Raw genomic sequence first — 13929 nt, 5'->3', positions numbered from 1 at the left:
GATGGCAGCGGTAAAGTGGAATGAGGGCCAGCCATGGTAAGTGCGGCGAGTCGAGCGGAAACGCCTTCTTCCTTCATCGTCGAGCGCCTCGTCGGCGACACCGGCGAGCCCGGCCGCGTCATCGGCGCGGCGCGGGCGCTTGCCGAGCGTTCGCTGTCGACGATCATGGAGAGCCTGAACGCCAAGCTTGCGTCGCCGCTCGATCTGGAGATCGACACGGTCGAACTCGTGCGCTTCGCCAAGGCGCGGCCGTCCGACGCGCGCCATGCCATGACGGTCGCCGCGTCGGCCTCCTCTCCGGACGCGCTGATCCTTTCGGCCAATCCTGCGGCGATCACGCTGCTCGTCCATGCCTTATTCGGCGGCGATGTGGACGAGACATTGCCGGCCATCGACCGTGACCTGTCGCCGACCGAGACCGAGATCGCCACCATGGTGTTCGAGGAGATCGCCAGGGCGATCAACGGGAGCGGCCCGCGGGCTTTCGAGTTCCGGCTGCCGCTGCCGCACGCCATCACCGGGACGGATCTGAGGCGCCATATTTTGCGCGATGGTCCGGCGGTACGCGTCGTGTTCTCCATTTCGTCGGCCGCGAACCTGGGCACGATCGTGCTGACCATGCCGGAGCGCGTGCTCCTGAAGCATCGCGGCGAAGCGGGTGTGCCGTCGCCGGCTGCCGAGACCGAGCAGGACTGGCAGGAGCGCTTCGGCGAGGAAGTGATGCGCTCCAGCGTCAATCTGGAAGCGACGCTCCAGCTCGCCCGCATGACGCTTGGCGAGATCGCGCATCTGCGGGAGGGACAGGTGATCGAGCTGGACGACATGGCGCAGACACAGGCGCGGCTCTCGTCGCGCAACAAGACGCTGTTTATGTGCGAATTCGGTAAACTGGGGCAGAATTACACGGTGCGAATCAGGCACCCGTTCGATGCCGGCCAGGATCTTATGGAAACGCTGTTGCCGGGATGACGCATGGCGTCGTTTCGTGGAATGCCCTGAAATGGAGACCCAGATGAACCAGACCAGCGCGGAACAGCAGGCCGATACCGCCGCCGATATCCCGGAAGAGCAACTCAACCGGGCTATCGAGGAACTGCGCGGCGCGCTGCGGGACGAGGCCGGAAAGGCATCCGACGACAGTTCGCGGCATGAGCGGCAGGCGACGCCGAACGCGGCGGTCGTCATGAACATCCCGGTGGAGGTCCAGATCGTGCTCGGCAGCACCGAGATGCAGGTGTCGGAACTGCTGGCGCTTCAACAGGGATCGACCGTGGCGCTGAACCGCCGCATCGGCGAGCCGGTGGATGTCGTCGTCAACGGGCGCAGGATCGCGCGCGGCGAAATCACGGTTCTGGAAAGCGACCCGTCGCGCTTTGGCATCAAGCTCACCGAAATCATCACCGCGGCGAAGCCTGCCTGATGTCGTATCGCCTACAGCCAGATCAGCCTGAAGGTTCGGCGGCATGACGGCGCTGGCCACGCTCACGCGCGCGCAGAAGGCTGCCGCGATCCTGGTGGCGATGGGCAAGCCCTCGGCCAGCCGGCTGCTGAAGTTCTTCAAGCAGGAAGAGCTGAAGGCGCTGATCGAAGCGGCGCGCCTGCTGCGCACCATCCCGCAAAGCGATCTTGAGAAGATCGTCGCCGAGTTCGAAGCCGAGTTCACCGAGGGCGCGGGCCTGCTCGATTCCGCCGACGACATGAACGCGCTCCTCAATGAATCGCTGTCGCCCGAGGAAATGAACGCCATCATGGGGCGCGGCGGCGCCAAGGCCCAGGACGGCCCGCCGCCGGTCTGGCCCGAACTGGAAAGGGTCGATCCGGCGCGGATAGGCACTTTCCTTGTCGGCGAGCATCCGCAGATAGCGGCCGTTATCCTGTCCAAGCTTGCGCCATCGGCTGCGGCAAATGTCCTGCTTTCGCTGGAAAAGGAGATGCGCGCCGAGATCATCAAGCGCATGATGTCGATGGGAACGGTGCCTGAGGCGGCCACGCGCATCGTCGAAAACCAGCTCCGCAGCAGGGTGCTTTCCGAGCGCGCCTCGAAGGACATTTCCGCCGGGCAGAGCCGTGTCGCCAGCCTGCTCAATGAAATGGACAAGTCGCAGGCCGAGGAACTCATGCAGGACCTGGAGCAGCAGGGCGCGGCCGACCTGGATGGCATCCGCGCACGCATGTTCTCCTTCGACGATGTCGTGTTTCTTTCGCAGAAGGCGCGCGTGGCCCTGTTCGACGGGCTTTCGACCGAGTTGCTGACCCTGTGTCTGCGCGGAGCCCCGCCCGAAATGGCCGAGGCGGTGCTGTCCTCCATCGGTGCCAGAACGCGGCGCATGATCGAGACGGAGCTTGCGCAGGAGGTGGACGGGCTGATCATGGCCGATGTGATGAATGCGCGCCGCACCGTGGCTTCGACGGCCATCCGCATGTCGCTGGAGGGAGTTTTCGAACTGCCGAACGCCCAGAACGCTGCCTGACCGGCTGACCGGACCGCGCCATGTCCGAGAGCGCCGATAAAGACAGCAAAACAGAAGAGGCGACGGAAAAGAAGATCCGCGACACGATCGAGAAGGGCAAGCTGCCGGTCTCGAAGGAAACCTCGATCTTTGCCTCCCTCACCGCCGTCATGGTGTTCGCGATTTTCTTCGCGCAAGACGACATTGCCCGGTTGGGCGTGTTTCTGAGCATTTTCCTGGAGCGGCCGGAGGAGTGGCCGCTGGCGACCGAGCAGGACGCCATCGGGCTCTATCGCGTCGTGTTCATGGAAATCGCAAAGCTGCTGGGCACGCTGATGGTGCTGCTGGTCGTCGCGGGATTTGCCGCTTCGGCTTTCCAGAACGTGCCGCAATTTGTCGCCGAGCGCATCCGACCGCAGGCATCGCGGATTTCGCTGGCGAAAGGCTGGAACCGGCTGTTCGGCTTGCAGGGTTTCGTCGAATTCCTGAAATCTCTGGCCAAGCTTGGTTTTGTGATTGCCGTTCTGGTCTTCACCTTGCGTGGCGATTATCGCGAATTGCTTTCAGGCATGATCACGCAGCCGCAGGCGTTTCTGCTCACCGTCCGGGGCATTCTCATCCAGATACTGGTGTCGATCGTGCTGGTCATGGCCGCAATCGCGGCGGCGGACCTGGTGTGGTCGCGCTTCAACTGGCGTCGCGACCTGCGCATGACCAAGCAGGAAGTGAAGGACGAACTCAAGCAGTCGGAAGGCGATCCGATCGTGAAGTCGCGCCTGCGTTCACTCGGTCGCGACCGTGCGCGCCGGCGCATGATGTCGGCGGTGCCGCGCGCCACGCTGGTGATCGCGAACCCGACGCACTATTCCATCGCATTGAAATATGTCCGCGAGGAAGACGCCGCCCCTGTGGTGCTTGCCAAGGGGCAGGACCTGGTGGCGCTCAAGATTCGCGAGATCGCGGAGCAGCACGGCATCCCGATATTCGAAGATGTCGCGCTTGCCCGCTCCATGTACAAGCAAGTTTCAGTGGATAGTGTGATCCCGGCTAAATTTTATCAGGCCGTGGCCGAACTGGTTCGTATCGTCTACAGCAACAAGGCGCGGAAAGTCGTTTCATGATCAGGCAACCGCACACCTCCCCTCGCGAGATAATCATTGCCGACGCGATAAAAGAGGTCGTGAGCGAGCTGCGGCTTGTGGATGTGGTGGACTACATTGCCTTCATCCGGCTGGAGCAGTTCGGATGTATTTCGGATATTGTTGATTCCGCTGCCGAGCTCTTCTTTTACCCCGGTGCATTGCGGCTGGGGCATGGCGGCGAGGTGCATGTGGGCTGGACTGAAACGCCGCGGGTTGTGCTTGATCTCGAACTGCGCCCGGCCGGTGCCACCGTCTATTTCGCATTGACGCTGACGGCGCTGCACGCCTCGGTGGAGATCAACTACGTGTCGTTCGACGCGCCCGACAGCGACCCGGAAAAGAACACCGCGTTCCTGGCCGATGCCGTCGAGCGCACGCGTATCCGCCGTACCGCGCCGCTCCCTTCGTGAATTTGAACTTCGGTTCCCGCACGGCCGGTGACGGGGTCGAAGCCATATCTTCCTGAAAGCCTTATTCGATCAGGCCGAGACGCAGGCCCTTGGCCACCGCATGCATGCGGTTGACGGCGTTGAGCTTCTGGGTGGTGTTGGTCAGATACTGGTTGGCCGTGTGGACCGAAAGGTTCAGGCGGCTGGCGATCTCCTCGCTGGTCAGGCCGTTGGCCGTCAGTTTCAGGCATTCCAGCTCGCGCTTGGAAATGGAGGGGATTCTTCCGCTGTCGTCGGCACACAGGCGCGCCACCGCCGAGAAGACGGCGAAACAGCGTGCGTGGAACTCGGCCAGCTGGTTCTGGGCAAGAACGATGTCGTGCCCGACGAAAACGATCAGCCCGCATTGCCCGCGTTCGGCATAGACCGGAAAGGCGATGCCCGACCAATGGGGCGCAGGAAGCGAAATCCTGCTTGCCCAGGCAAGCGTGCCGAGGGTCGTGGCGGATCGGGATGTGTCGTCGTTGCTCCACCAGCACGGGATGGTGGAGATGCGCGCGTGCCTGCTGAGTTCGTCGCCGCCCTGACCGGAAAGCAGCTTTGTCGATGCCGAAATCTGCGGGTATTCGGAATCGAAGCAAGGCACCAGTCGCGCCCGGTCGGCGGAAGGGCTGACGAAGAACAGGCTGGAGCCGGTCGCGTGGAGATCGGCGGCGATCCAGCGGCAGCGCCGCGCGGCATCGGCGATCGACATGGCCGGCAGCGGTTCGTGCGCCGCCGCGGCATAATTCGTTTCAATGGCCGTGCGGTCGAGCCTCACTGCTTCCATTGCGCCGTTACCCCTTTCTAGATGATGCCGCTTCGAATCGCCGTTGCCACTGCCATGGCGCGGTTGCTTGCGGAAAATTTCCGGATTGCCTGGGTGATGTAGCTGTTGACGGTGTTGGAAGAGACGCCGAGAATCACCGCGACCTCGTCGGTGGTCTTGCCTTCCGATACCCAGAACAGGCACTCGCGCTCTCGGTCGGAAAGCGGGTCCGGTGCGGAGGCCGCTCCCAATACGGTCGGCATGCGCGACAGGGCGTAGCAGCATTCGAACTGCGCCTGCATCAGCGTGGCAAGGTCGATGCGCCCGATCGCCTCAGCCGAGAACAGCAGGAAAAGCCGCTGTCGGCCGACATTGAGTTTCAGGGCGTAGATTTCGCTGTGGCCGAGCACGTTGAGCAGCCTGGCATCCTCGCCGCTGACGCCGGGTAGGGCCGGGGCGGCCGCCGTGATCACCGCGCGCGGCCGCCCGCCGGGCTCGGCGGCAAAGGGGCTTTGTGCCAGATTGGCAATGAGCCGGTGTCCGGCGAGTTGGATGGCGTCATAGATCCAGTTCGATGCGATGATGCGCGCATCGGTGCGATCCTGATCGTGCAGCAGCGCCACCAGCATATAGGTGTCGGCCCCAACGGTAGCGGTGAGTTCCATGAGAAAGGCAGTGAGTTCGCCATGAGTACCGGACCTGGCGAGCGGTGTCTCGGAAGTTGTATGTTCAGCGGCGAGACGTGTCATTGCCCTACAGATGCGGCCTCAAAAAACGGCCAATAGAATATTGCACCCCGCTGCGGCGACGCCGACGCAAAGGGCCTGGAACGCTTTCACTGATACGAAACCGCGCACCGTAGTGGTGTTATCTGCCGGGCTGCAGGGGTTGGACGAGCGCAATCGCCATCCGCGCCCGACAAAGGACGCCTTTGGCATCTGATCGCTTCGATGGCCCCCATCGCCGACTGATTCGTGCTTACTCTAACCTACGGGATTCCAACATAAAACCCCGCACATTAACGTCCTGTTAACTTTTGTGATCCCTGCGGCGCGGCCTGTGGACAGGCACTTGAATGCGCCAAATTCACCACGAAAATTATGCAAAAGAGCACGAATTTTGACTCTTTCGGGCTATTGAAATCGATTTCATTCCGGATAATATCGCCTTGGTTTGGTTATTTTCGTGGGAGGAACACATGAAAAAGTTGACTACGCTTGCCCTGACCACGGTGGCCGCGCTCGCGGTTTCCGTGTTTTCGACGCAGGCCAAGGATCTCAAGGTCGGCCTGAGCAATGGCTGGGTCGGCAGCGAGTGGCGTACCCAGATGATCGACGAGGCCAAGGCGGCCGCCGAAGCCTGGAAGGACAAGGGCGTCAATGTCGAGGTCGTGGTGCAGAGCGCCAATGTCGACGTGCCGGGGCAGATCGCCCATGTGCGCAACTTCATGAGCCAGGGCGTCGATGCCATCATCATCAACCCGAACAGCCCGACGGCCTTCGACCCGATCTTCAAGCAGGCCAAGCAGCAGGGCATCCTCGTCATCGCCACCGATGCCGAAGTGTCGTCCAAGGACGCCACCTATGTCGGCATCGACCAGAAGGCCTGGGGTGCGGCCGGCGCCAAGTGGCTGGCCGAGACGCTGGGCGGCAAGGGCAATGTCGTGGCCATCAACGGCGTGGCGGGCCATCCGGCCAATGAAATGCGCGTGGCCGGCTACAAGGAAGTCTTCGCCGACTATCCGGACATCAAGCTCGTCAACGAGGTGAACGCCAACTGGGACCAGGCGCAGGGCCAGCAGGCCATGCAGAACCTGCTCGCCACCTATCCCGACATCAATGGCGTCTGGGTGCAGGACGGCATGGCCGCCGGTGCCTGGAAGTCGATCATCGACGCCAAGAAGCAGGATTCCATCGCCGCCAGCGGCGAAATCCGTAAGGACTTCATCGACATCTGGAAGGCCGACAAGCTGAATTCGGGCGCTTCGGTGAACCCGCCCGGCGTCATGGCCAGCGCGCTGAACGTGGCCGTGCTGATGCTGCAGGGCAAGGAACTGAAGGAGCCGGCGACGGCTGGCCAGTATGGCAACGCCATGTATCTGCCGATCCCCTTCATCGACAACAAGAACCTCGACGAGGCCGCGCAGGCGCTGGACGGCAAGCCGGGATACTATTCCTACACCAGCCAGCTTTCCATCGAGGATGCTGAAAAGCTGTTCAAGTGATGCGCTTCCGGGGCGTGCGGTCCTTTCCGCGCGCTCCGGGCTGTCCGGCCGCCGACGAAGGCCGTGGCCAAACAGGGGAGTTGAGGTCATCCTGACAGGATGAACCCGCTCGACAGGAACCGAAAACAATGTCCGAGCTGCTGATACGCGGCGCGCGCAAGGCATATGGCGCGACGCTCGCCCTGCGCCGTGGCGATTTGCATCTGCTTCCCGGCGAAGTCCATGTGCTGATCGGCTCGAACGGTTCGGGCAAGAGCACGCTGTGCAAGATCGTGGCCGGCAGCGTGAAGCCGGATGCCGGCGAGGTGCTGCTGGACGGCAAGCCGGTGACGATTGCCGGGCCGCAGGCGGCGCGCGCCCTGGGCATCGGCATCTTCTACCAGGAGCTTTCGCTGGCGGCCCGGCGCACCGTCGCCGAAAACATCTACCTGCCCGCGCTTCCGGTGAAGAGCGGTGTCTTCGTGGATCGCGCGACGCTGGAGGAAAAGGCCCGGCGCGTCATCGCCGACTTTGCAGACGTGGCCGGCGAGGGGTTCTCTGCGGATACGCCTGTCGAGACGTTGCGCGCCGACCAGCGCCAGCTCGTCGAGATCATGAAGGCGCTGGCGACCGAAGCGCCTGTCCTCATCTTCGACGAGCCGACCTCCGCGCTCGACCGGGCGCAGGTGGACCGCTTTTTCGAGATATTGCGCCGGCTGAAGGGCGAGGGCAGGGCGATCATCTTCATCTCGCACCGAATGGACGAGATTTTCGCCATCGGCGACCGCGTGACCGTCATCCGCGATGGCGAGACGGTCGCGACGTCGCGGATCGCCGAGACGGACCAGGCGACTATCATCCATCAGATGGTTGGCGAGCGCGAGGAACTGGCGACGCCGTCGGTGGCGCCGGCGGTCCACGCCACGTCGCGCGCGACGGTGCTGTCCGTGCAAGACTTTAGCGGACCGGGCTTTCGCAATGTCGGTTTCGAGGTGGCCAAAGGTGAAATCCTCGGTTTCGGCGGGCTGCATGGGCAGGGCCAGTCTTCGGTGATGCGCGCCATATTCGGCGCGTTGCCGCACCAGGCGGGATCGATCACGCTGAACGGAAAGGCGCATGCCATGCGCTCGCCGCGCGAGGCGATTGCGGCCGGCTGCGCCTATGTTTCGGGCGACCGTCGCCGCGACGGCATCCTGCAGGGGCGACCGCTCCTTGAAAACCTCACGCCGATCCATTTTCTGCGAAACCGGCTGATGCTGGCGCGGCCCTCGCGTCTGCGCGAACGCGCGTTGAAACCATTGCAGGCGTTGAAGACGAAGTTCCAGGCGCTGGAACAGCCGATCAACTCGCTCTCGGGCGGCAATCAGCAGAAGATCGTCATCGCCCGCTGGCTGATCGACCGGCCGGACGTGCTGTTGCTGGACGATCCGACCAAGGGCATCGACCTCGCCGCCAAGACCGATCTTTTCGCGCTTATCCGGGAACTGGCAGCGGAAGGCATGGGCATCGTGCTCTACTCGTCCGAGGATGCCGAGCTTCTCAACAATGCCGACCGCATCCTCGTCTTCAATTCAGGTTCGGTGACGCGCGAACTCACCGGCGCGGATCGCACGCGCTACAACCTTTATCATGCCGCCTATGAGGCCGCCTGATGCAGCAGATTGCTTCTTCATCCTCCGCAGCCCGGGAAGGCGGCCTGAAAAGCGTGCTCCAGCGCTTCCCCTTCGTGCCGGCGCTGATCATCCTTGTCGCGCTGGTGGCGCTCAACGGCTTCTTCGAGCCGCGCAGCCTGAGTTTCGGGTCGATCACCGGGCTCGTCAGCACCTATCTGGCGCTGATGCTCCTGGCGGTCGCGCAGACCTATGTGGTGTATGCGGGCGACATTGACCTGTCGGTTGGCGCAATCGTGTCCCTGGTCAATGTCGTCATCATCGTGCTGATGGAGAAATGGGGCGGTGGCGGCCTGACCGTGCTTGCCGCTTGCCTGGTCGGCGTGCTGACCGGCATCGCCTGCGGCGTCGTCAACGGCATCATGATCGCGGGCCTGCGGCTGCAGGCCATCGTCGCCACTTTCGCCACCAGCATCTTCTTCACCGGGCTTGCGCTCTATGTGCTGCCGGTGGCGGGAACGCCGGCGCCGGAGGCATACTGGCTGACCTATGGCGGCACCTATTTCGGCATCCCCTTCGTGTTCTACGTCGTTGCGGCGGTTGCGCTGGTGCTCGGCATACTGGCGCGCATGAGGCTGAGCACCCAACTGCTGGCCGTGGGTGACGACGCAATGGCCGCCTTCCAGAGCGGCCTGCCGGTGACGCTGATCCGAATCAAGGGCTATGTGCTGTGCGGCCTGTTTTCCGCGCTGGCGGCGCTGTGCGTTACGGGCGACACCGCCAGCGGCGATCCGCTGGTTGGCGGCAAGATGACGCTCTACAGCGTCGCGGCCGTGGTGCTTGGCGGTTCGGCGCTGTCGGGTGGTGCCGGCACCGTCACCGGTTCGGTGATCGGCGCCCTGATCATCGGGCTTATCAATTCGCTGGTCTTCTTCGTCGGCACGCCGTCCGAATGGCAGAACCTGGTTCAGGGTCTCGCCATACTGATCGCGCTGATGGCCGGCGTTCTCGTCAGCCGGGGAGCGCGCGCATGAGCACCGAAACCGCTGTCTCGACCATCAAGGCGCCGTCGCGGGCGATCGAGTTCCTGAAGCGTCCGCTGGTGGTGGCGCTGATCCTCATCGTGGTGCTGCTGGCGCTCGGCGAAGCGCTGTCGCCGGGCTTTGCTTCGCCCATGCAGATCCTGCGCCTGCTCATCGTCGCTTCGGTCATGGGCATCGTGGCGGCCGGGCAGAACCTCGTTATCCTGGGCGGGCGCGAGGGCATCGATCTTTCCGTGGGGGGCATCGTCTCGCTGGCGGCAATCGTTGCCGGCAATGTCATGAACGGTGCGGACGGCGGCATCCTGCCGGCACTTCTGGCCTGCATCGCGGTGGGCGCGCTGTTCGGCCTGTTCAACGGGCTCGGCATCACGCTGCTGCGCATTCCGCCGCTGGTGATGACGCTCGGCATGCTCGGCGTGCTGCAGGGGCTGCTGGTGGTGATCCGGAACGGGCTGCCCTCGGGACGGGCAGCGCCGGCATTGTCGAGCTTCGTGACGCAGCCTTTCCTGCTTGGCCTGCCGGGCATCATCTGGCTCTGGATCGCCATCGGGCTCTTCATGGCCTTCCTGCTGAAGCGCACGGTGTTCGGCTATCGCATCTATGCCATCGGTTCAAATGAGCAGGCGGCCTATATGGCCGGTGTGCCGGTGAAAACCATCCGTGTCGGGCTGTTCATGCTTTCGGGCATGTTCGCCGCGCTTGCCGGTTTCTGCCTGCTCGGCTATTCGGGCTCGTCCTTCTCCAATGTCGGAGAGCAGTACATGCTGCCGTCGATCATCGCGGTGGTGCTTGGCGGCACGCCGTTGGCCGGCGGCAAGGGCGACTATACCGGCACCATGGCGGGCGCGGTGCTTCTGGTGGTGCTGCAGAGCATCCTCACCACCATCCATATCGACGAATCCGGACGGCAGATGGTGTTCGGCGCCACGCTGCTGGTGCTGATGCTGTTTTATGGCCGCGGCCGGGCGATGCGAGGCTGACCGTCGAACGATGAGCAGTCGCGCCAAGATCAAGGATATCGCAGAGCGTGCTGGCGTGTCGCCGGCCACGGTGTCGCGCGCGCTGTCGGATTCCGGTCTGGTCGCCGAGCCGACGCTGTCGCGCATCCGCGAGGCGGCGCAATCGCTGGACTACCGGCCCAACGTGCGGGCCCGCAACCTGCGCACCCAGAAATCCATGGCGGTGCTTCTGGTGGTGCGCGACGTCAGCAATCCGTTCTATCTGGAGATATTCAAGGGCGTGGAGGCCACCGCCCGCGAGGCCGGCTATTCGGTGCTGATGGGCAATACCGAGAACCATCCGGGCCGCGAACTCGAATATTTCGACATGCTGCGCGACGGCCATGCCGACGGCATGATCCTGATGAACGGCAAACTGCCTTTGAGCCAGTCGCGCGACCCCAAGCAGCTTGGCCGGCTGCCCATCGTCGTGGCGCTGGAGCTGATCGAGGATTGCGTGCTGCCGCATGTGCAGATCGACAATGTCGGCGCGGCCTGCGGCGCGGTGAAACACCTGCTTTCGCTTGGCCACCGGCGCATCGCCCATATCTGCGGCCCTGTGCCGGAAGTCATGAGCGTGCTGCGCCGGGAGGGCTATCGCAAGGCCATGGCAGCGGCCGGGCTGGCCATTCCCGAAGGCTACGAGCCGATCGGCGACTATACGATCGCCTCTGGTGCCGCGCTGTGCCGGGAGCTGTTTTCGCGGGCGGACAAACCGACCGCCCTGTTCATCGGCAATGACGAGATGGCGTTCGGCGCCATCAACGAACTGAGGCGGCTCGGGCTCGACGTGCCGGGCGACGTTTCCGTCGTCGGCTTCGACGACCTGTTCCTGAGCGAGTGCTTTTATCCGCCGCTCACGACCGTCAGCCAGCCGCGCGCTCAGATCGGCCAACTTGCCATGAACCAGCTTTTGAAGGTCATGAACGGCGACGCCGCTATCGAGCCGCTGGTCGAGATCGAGACGACGCTGAAAATCCGCGGGTCCACCGGCCCGGCCAAGACATCCGACAATTGATCGATTGAAAGGAAGGCATCCATGAGCAATCTGCCGAAGGAGAGGCTGCGCGTAGGGTTTGTAGGCAGCGGTTTCATTGCCCAGTTCCACCTGAAGTCCATGGTCGGCGTGCGCAATGTCGATGTCGTGGGCGTCTACAGCCGCAAGGCGGAAAACCGCGCGCATTTCTCGGCTATGGTGACGGAACTCGGCCTCGGCGCCTGCAAGAGCCATGAGACGCTGGAAAGCCTGCTGCGCGACGAAAGCGTGGATGCCATCTGGATCCTTTCACCCAACTACACCCGCCTCGACACCATGCGCACGATCCACGCCGAGGTGAAGGCCGGCCGCTCCAGGGTGTTCGCGGTGGCCTGCGAAAAGCCGCTGGCGCGCACCATCGCCGAGGCGCGCGAGATGCTGCGCCTCGCGCAGGATGCGGGACTGAACCACGGCTATCTGGAGAACCAGGTGTTTTCCACGCCCGTCCTGCGCGGCAAGGAGATCGTCTGGCGCCGTGCCGCCTCCACCACCGGCCGGCCCTATCTGGCGCGCGCGGCCGAAGAGCATTCCGGCCCACACGAGGCCTGGTTCTGGCAGGGCGACAAGCAGGGCGGCGGCGTGCTCTCCGACATGATGTGCCATTCGGTGGAAGTGGCGCGCCACCTGCTGACCGAGCCCGGGGCGCCGCGCAAGTCGCTCAGGGTCAAGTCGGTGAACGGCACGGTCGCCAATCTGAAATGGACGCGCCCGCATTATGCCGACCAGCTCAAGCAGCGCTATGGCAGCGGCGTGGACTATCGCAATCATCCGTCCGAGGATTTCGCCCGCGCCACCGTGTCTCTCGAGGACGAAGAGGGCAACGAGCTGATGATCGAGGCGACGACCTCGTGGGCCTATGTCGGCGCGGGCCTGCGCATCCAGCTCGAGCTGCTGGGACCTGAATATGCGATGGAGTTCAACTCGCTCGACACCGGGCTCAAGATATTCATGTCGCGCGCCGTTACCGGCTCCGAAGGCGAGGATCTGGTGGAGAAGCAGAATGCCGAGCAGGGCCTGATGCCCGTTCTGGAAGACGAAGCCGGAATTTACGGCTATACGGACGAGAACCGCCACATGACGGAATGCTTCCGCAAGGGCGAGACGCCGCTCGAGACCTTCGAGGACGGGCTCGCAGTCGTGGAAATCCTGATGGGGCTCTATCGTTCGGCCGAAATCGGTGAGACGGTGCGCTTCCCCGCACCTGAACTCGAAGATTACGTGCCGGTCGTCGCACGCCATATCAGCTAGGTCTGTCCCTCACTCGTCATGCCAGTACCGCCTCTCCTCGTCCTCGGAAACGTCAATGTCGATCTCGTCATGGGGGAAATCGACGGCTGGCCGGCTGTCGGCACGGAAATCGTGGTGCCGCGCAGCGAGATGCGACCGGGCGGCTCGGCAGGCAACACGGCGCTGGCGCTGAGCGGCATGGGCATTGCGCATCGGCTGGTGGCCAGCGTCGGCAACGACGGGATGGGCAAGTGGCTGGCCGAGAGTTTCGACGCAGCCTGCTCGACATGGGTGACGGACAATTCCGACACGACCATCAGCGTCGGCATTGTCCACAAGGGCGGCGACCGGGTGTTCTTCACCGCGCCGGGCCATCTGCATCATGCGAGGCTGGACGATCTGCTGGCGCAGATTCCGGCCGCGCCGAGCGGGTCGAGTTTTGCCTGCATATCCGGCGGCTTTCTGATGCCGTCGCTGGTCGAGGGCACGAGCGAGTTGCTGCGCCTGCTGAAAAGACAGGGCTGGCAGACCGCGATCGACCCGGGCTGGCCGCCGGAAGGGTGGACCGCGGCCAACATGGCCCGCTCCTTCGAGTGGCTCTCGCTGGTCGATTATGCTCTGCTCAATGCCGAGGAAGTGAAGGGGCTGGCGGAAGACGACGACCTCGATGCCGCCATCATCAAGCTTTCCGCGCGCCTGGGCGGCGGGCAGACCCTTGTCATCAAGAAGGGGCCGGATGGGGCTGCGGCAGTGCGCGATGGCATGCTGCTGTCGGCCAAGGCGCCGCCGGTCAAGGTTATCGATACGGTCGGCGCCGGTGATACGTTCAACGCCGCCTTCCTCGCGGCGCTGAGCCGGGAGGAGGGAGGGCAGGCAGCGCTGGAACACGGCGTGCGTGCGGCCTCGCTGGCGATCTCGACTTTTCCGCGCAAATACAGCGCCTGAGAATGTGCGCTGCCGCGCCGGTATCGGTTGTGAGCGATACCGGCAGCGCTTAAGCTCCATACCCTGAACCATTCCCCA

Annotated in this window: 14 protein-coding genes; 12 read left to right on the top strand and 2 right to left on the bottom strand. The window is 63.7% G+C overall.

Going from position 1 to position 13929, the window contains the following annotated elements; translation table 11 throughout:
* Positions 1 to 33 precede the first annotated feature (33 nt).
* Genes C7441_RS12435 through C7441_RS12415 form a run of 5 tightly spaced genes read left to right on the top strand, consistent with a single transcriptional unit; the run spans position 34 to position 4002 of the window.
* Positions 34 to 969 carry a FliM/FliN family flagellar motor switch protein gene (locus C7441_RS12435; protein WP_109613141.1) on the top strand — a complete coding sequence of 312 codons (936 nt, stop codon included), beginning with the start codon at positions 34 to 36 and terminating at the stop codon, positions 967 to 969.
* A gap of 43 nt (positions 970 to 1012) precedes the next feature.
* On the top strand, positions 1013 to 1420 hold the full coding sequence (fliN, locus tag C7441_RS12430) for a flagellar motor switch protein FliN (protein ID WP_026060612.1): 408 nt from the start codon (positions 1013 to 1015) through the stop codon (positions 1418 to 1420).
* 43 nt (positions 1421 to 1463) lie between these two features.
* Positions 1464 to 2471, top strand: coding sequence for a flagellar motor switch protein FliG (locus C7441_RS12425; protein ID WP_019173217.1), 1008 nt, complete (start codon positions 1464 to 1466; stop codon positions 2469 to 2471).
* A 20-nt stretch (positions 2472 to 2491) separates the two neighbouring features.
* The gene (gene flhB / locus C7441_RS12420; RefSeq protein WP_109613140.1) at positions 2492 to 3571 is read left to right on the top strand and encodes a flagellar biosynthesis protein FlhB; all 1080 of its coding nucleotides are present in this window, start codon (positions 2492 to 2494) and stop codon (positions 3569 to 3571) included.
* Entirely contained in the window at positions 3568 to 4002 is a 435-nt protein-coding gene (locus tag C7441_RS12415; RefSeq protein ID WP_109613139.1) for a hypothetical protein, read from the top strand. The genes flhB and C7441_RS12415 overlap by 4 nt, the downstream gene beginning before the upstream one ends.
* A 61-nt stretch (positions 4003 to 4063) precedes the next feature.
* Here C7441_RS12415 and C7441_RS12410 read toward each other — a convergent pair whose 3' ends face one another.
* Together C7441_RS12410 and C7441_RS12405 are read right to left on the bottom strand one after the other, a co-directional pair.
* Positions 4064 to 4810 carry a helix-turn-helix transcriptional regulator gene (locus tag C7441_RS12410; RefSeq protein ID WP_109613138.1) on the bottom strand — a complete coding sequence of 249 codons (747 nt, stop codon included), beginning with the start codon at positions 4808 to 4810 and terminating at the stop codon, positions 4064 to 4066.
* Positions 4811 to 4827: 17 nt separating this feature from the next.
* A complete protein-coding gene (locus tag C7441_RS12405; RefSeq protein WP_109613137.1) occupies positions 4828 to 5538 on the bottom strand; it encodes a helix-turn-helix transcriptional regulator in 711 nt (236 codons plus the stop codon).
* Positions 5539 to 5987: 449 nt separating this feature from the next.
* On the opposite strand from C7441_RS12405, the gene C7441_RS12400 reads away from it, so the two are divergent.
* The 7 genes from C7441_RS12400 (at position 5988) to C7441_RS12370 (ending at position 13851) form a co-directional block, all read left to right on the top strand.
* Entirely contained in the window at positions 5988 to 7013 is a 1026-nt protein-coding gene (locus tag C7441_RS12400) for a substrate-binding domain-containing protein (protein ID WP_109613136.1), read from the top strand.
* 128 nt (positions 7014 to 7141) lie between these two features.
* Positions 7142 to 8644 carry a sugar ABC transporter ATP-binding protein gene (locus tag C7441_RS12395; RefSeq protein ID WP_109613135.1) on the top strand — a complete coding sequence of 501 codons (1503 nt, stop codon included), beginning with the start codon at positions 7142 to 7144 and terminating at the stop codon, positions 8642 to 8644.
* On the top strand, positions 8644 to 9636 hold the full coding sequence (locus C7441_RS12390; RefSeq protein WP_109613134.1) for an ABC transporter permease: 993 nt from the start codon (positions 8644 to 8646) through the stop codon (positions 9634 to 9636). Before C7441_RS12395 ends, C7441_RS12390 begins: the two co-directional genes overlap by 1 nt.
* Positions 9633 to 10625 carry an ABC transporter permease gene (locus C7441_RS12385; RefSeq protein WP_109613133.1) on the top strand — a complete coding sequence of 331 codons (993 nt, stop codon included), beginning with the start codon at positions 9633 to 9635 and terminating at the stop codon, positions 10623 to 10625. The genes C7441_RS12390 and C7441_RS12385 overlap by 4 nt, the downstream gene beginning before the upstream one ends.
* A gap of 10 nt (positions 10626 to 10635) precedes the next feature.
* Entirely contained in the window at positions 10636 to 11661 is a 1026-nt protein-coding gene (locus C7441_RS12380) for a LacI family DNA-binding transcriptional regulator (RefSeq protein ID WP_109613132.1), read from the top strand.
* A 21-nt stretch (positions 11662 to 11682) separates the two neighbouring features.
* Positions 11683 to 12927, top strand: a complete 1245-nt coding sequence (locus C7441_RS12375) for a Gfo/Idh/MocA family protein (RefSeq protein WP_109613131.1) — start codon at positions 11683 to 11685, stop codon at positions 12925 to 12927.
* Positions 12928 to 12945: 18 nt separating this feature from the next.
* Positions 12946 to 13851 (top strand): carbohydrate kinase family protein, encoded by a 906-nt coding sequence (locus C7441_RS12370; protein WP_109613130.1) that lies wholly within the window; start codon positions 12946 to 12948, stop codon positions 13849 to 13851.
* The last annotated feature ends 78 nt before the right edge of the window (positions 13852 to 13929 follow it).

It is taken from the genome of Pseudaminobacter salicylatoxidans (assembly GCF_003148475.1).
GTDB classification, from domain to species: domain Bacteria; phylum Pseudomonadota; class Alphaproteobacteria; order Rhizobiales; family Rhizobiaceae; genus Pseudaminobacter; species Pseudaminobacter salicylatoxidans.
Note: the sequence above shows the minus strand (reverse complement) of the source record. Positions and strands in the feature narration are given on the sequence as shown.

Coding starts and splice junctions, on each gene's coding strand:
- C7441_RS12375 (WP_109613131.1), top strand. CDS start 11,683: ATGAGCAATCTGCCGAAGGAGAGGCTGCGCGTAGGGTTTGTAGGCAGC.
- C7441_RS12405 (WP_109613137.1), bottom strand. CDS start 5,538: ATGACACGTCTCGCCGCTGAACATACAACTTCCGAGACACCGCTCGCC.
- C7441_RS12400 (WP_109613136.1), top strand. CDS start 5,988: ATGAAAAAGTTGACTACGCTTGCCCTGACCACGGTGGCCGCGCTCGCG.
- C7441_RS12385 (WP_109613133.1), top strand. CDS start 9,633: ATGAGCACCGAAACCGCTGTCTCGACCATCAAGGCGCCGTCGCGGGCG.
- flhB (WP_109613140.1), top strand. CDS start 2,492: ATGTCCGAGAGCGCCGATAAAGACAGCAAAACAGAAGAGGCGACGGAA.
- C7441_RS12435 (WP_109613141.1), top strand. CDS start 34: ATGGTAAGTGCGGCGAGTCGAGCGGAAACGCCTTCTTCCTTCATCGTC.
- C7441_RS12425 (WP_019173217.1), top strand. CDS start 1,464: ATGACGGCGCTGGCCACGCTCACGCGCGCGCAGAAGGCTGCCGCGATC.
- C7441_RS12410 (WP_109613138.1), bottom strand. CDS start 4,810: ATGGAAGCAGTGAGGCTCGACCGCACGGCCATTGAAACGAATTATGCC.
- C7441_RS12390 (WP_109613134.1), top strand. CDS start 8,644: ATGCAGCAGATTGCTTCTTCATCCTCCGCAGCCCGGGAAGGCGGCCTG.
- C7441_RS12380 (WP_109613132.1), top strand. CDS start 10,636: ATGAGCAGTCGCGCCAAGATCAAGGATATCGCAGAGCGTGCTGGCGTG.
- C7441_RS12370 (WP_109613130.1), top strand. CDS start 12,946: ATGCCAGTACCGCCTCTCCTCGTCCTCGGAAACGTCAATGTCGATCTC.
- C7441_RS12415 (WP_109613139.1), top strand. CDS start 3,568: ATGATCAGGCAACCGCACACCTCCCCTCGCGAGATAATCATTGCCGAC.
- C7441_RS12395 (WP_109613135.1), top strand. CDS start 7,142: ATGTCCGAGCTGCTGATACGCGGCGCGCGCAAGGCATATGGCGCGACG.
- fliN (WP_026060612.1), top strand. CDS start 1,013: ATGAACCAGACCAGCGCGGAACAGCAGGCCGATACCGCCGCCGATATC.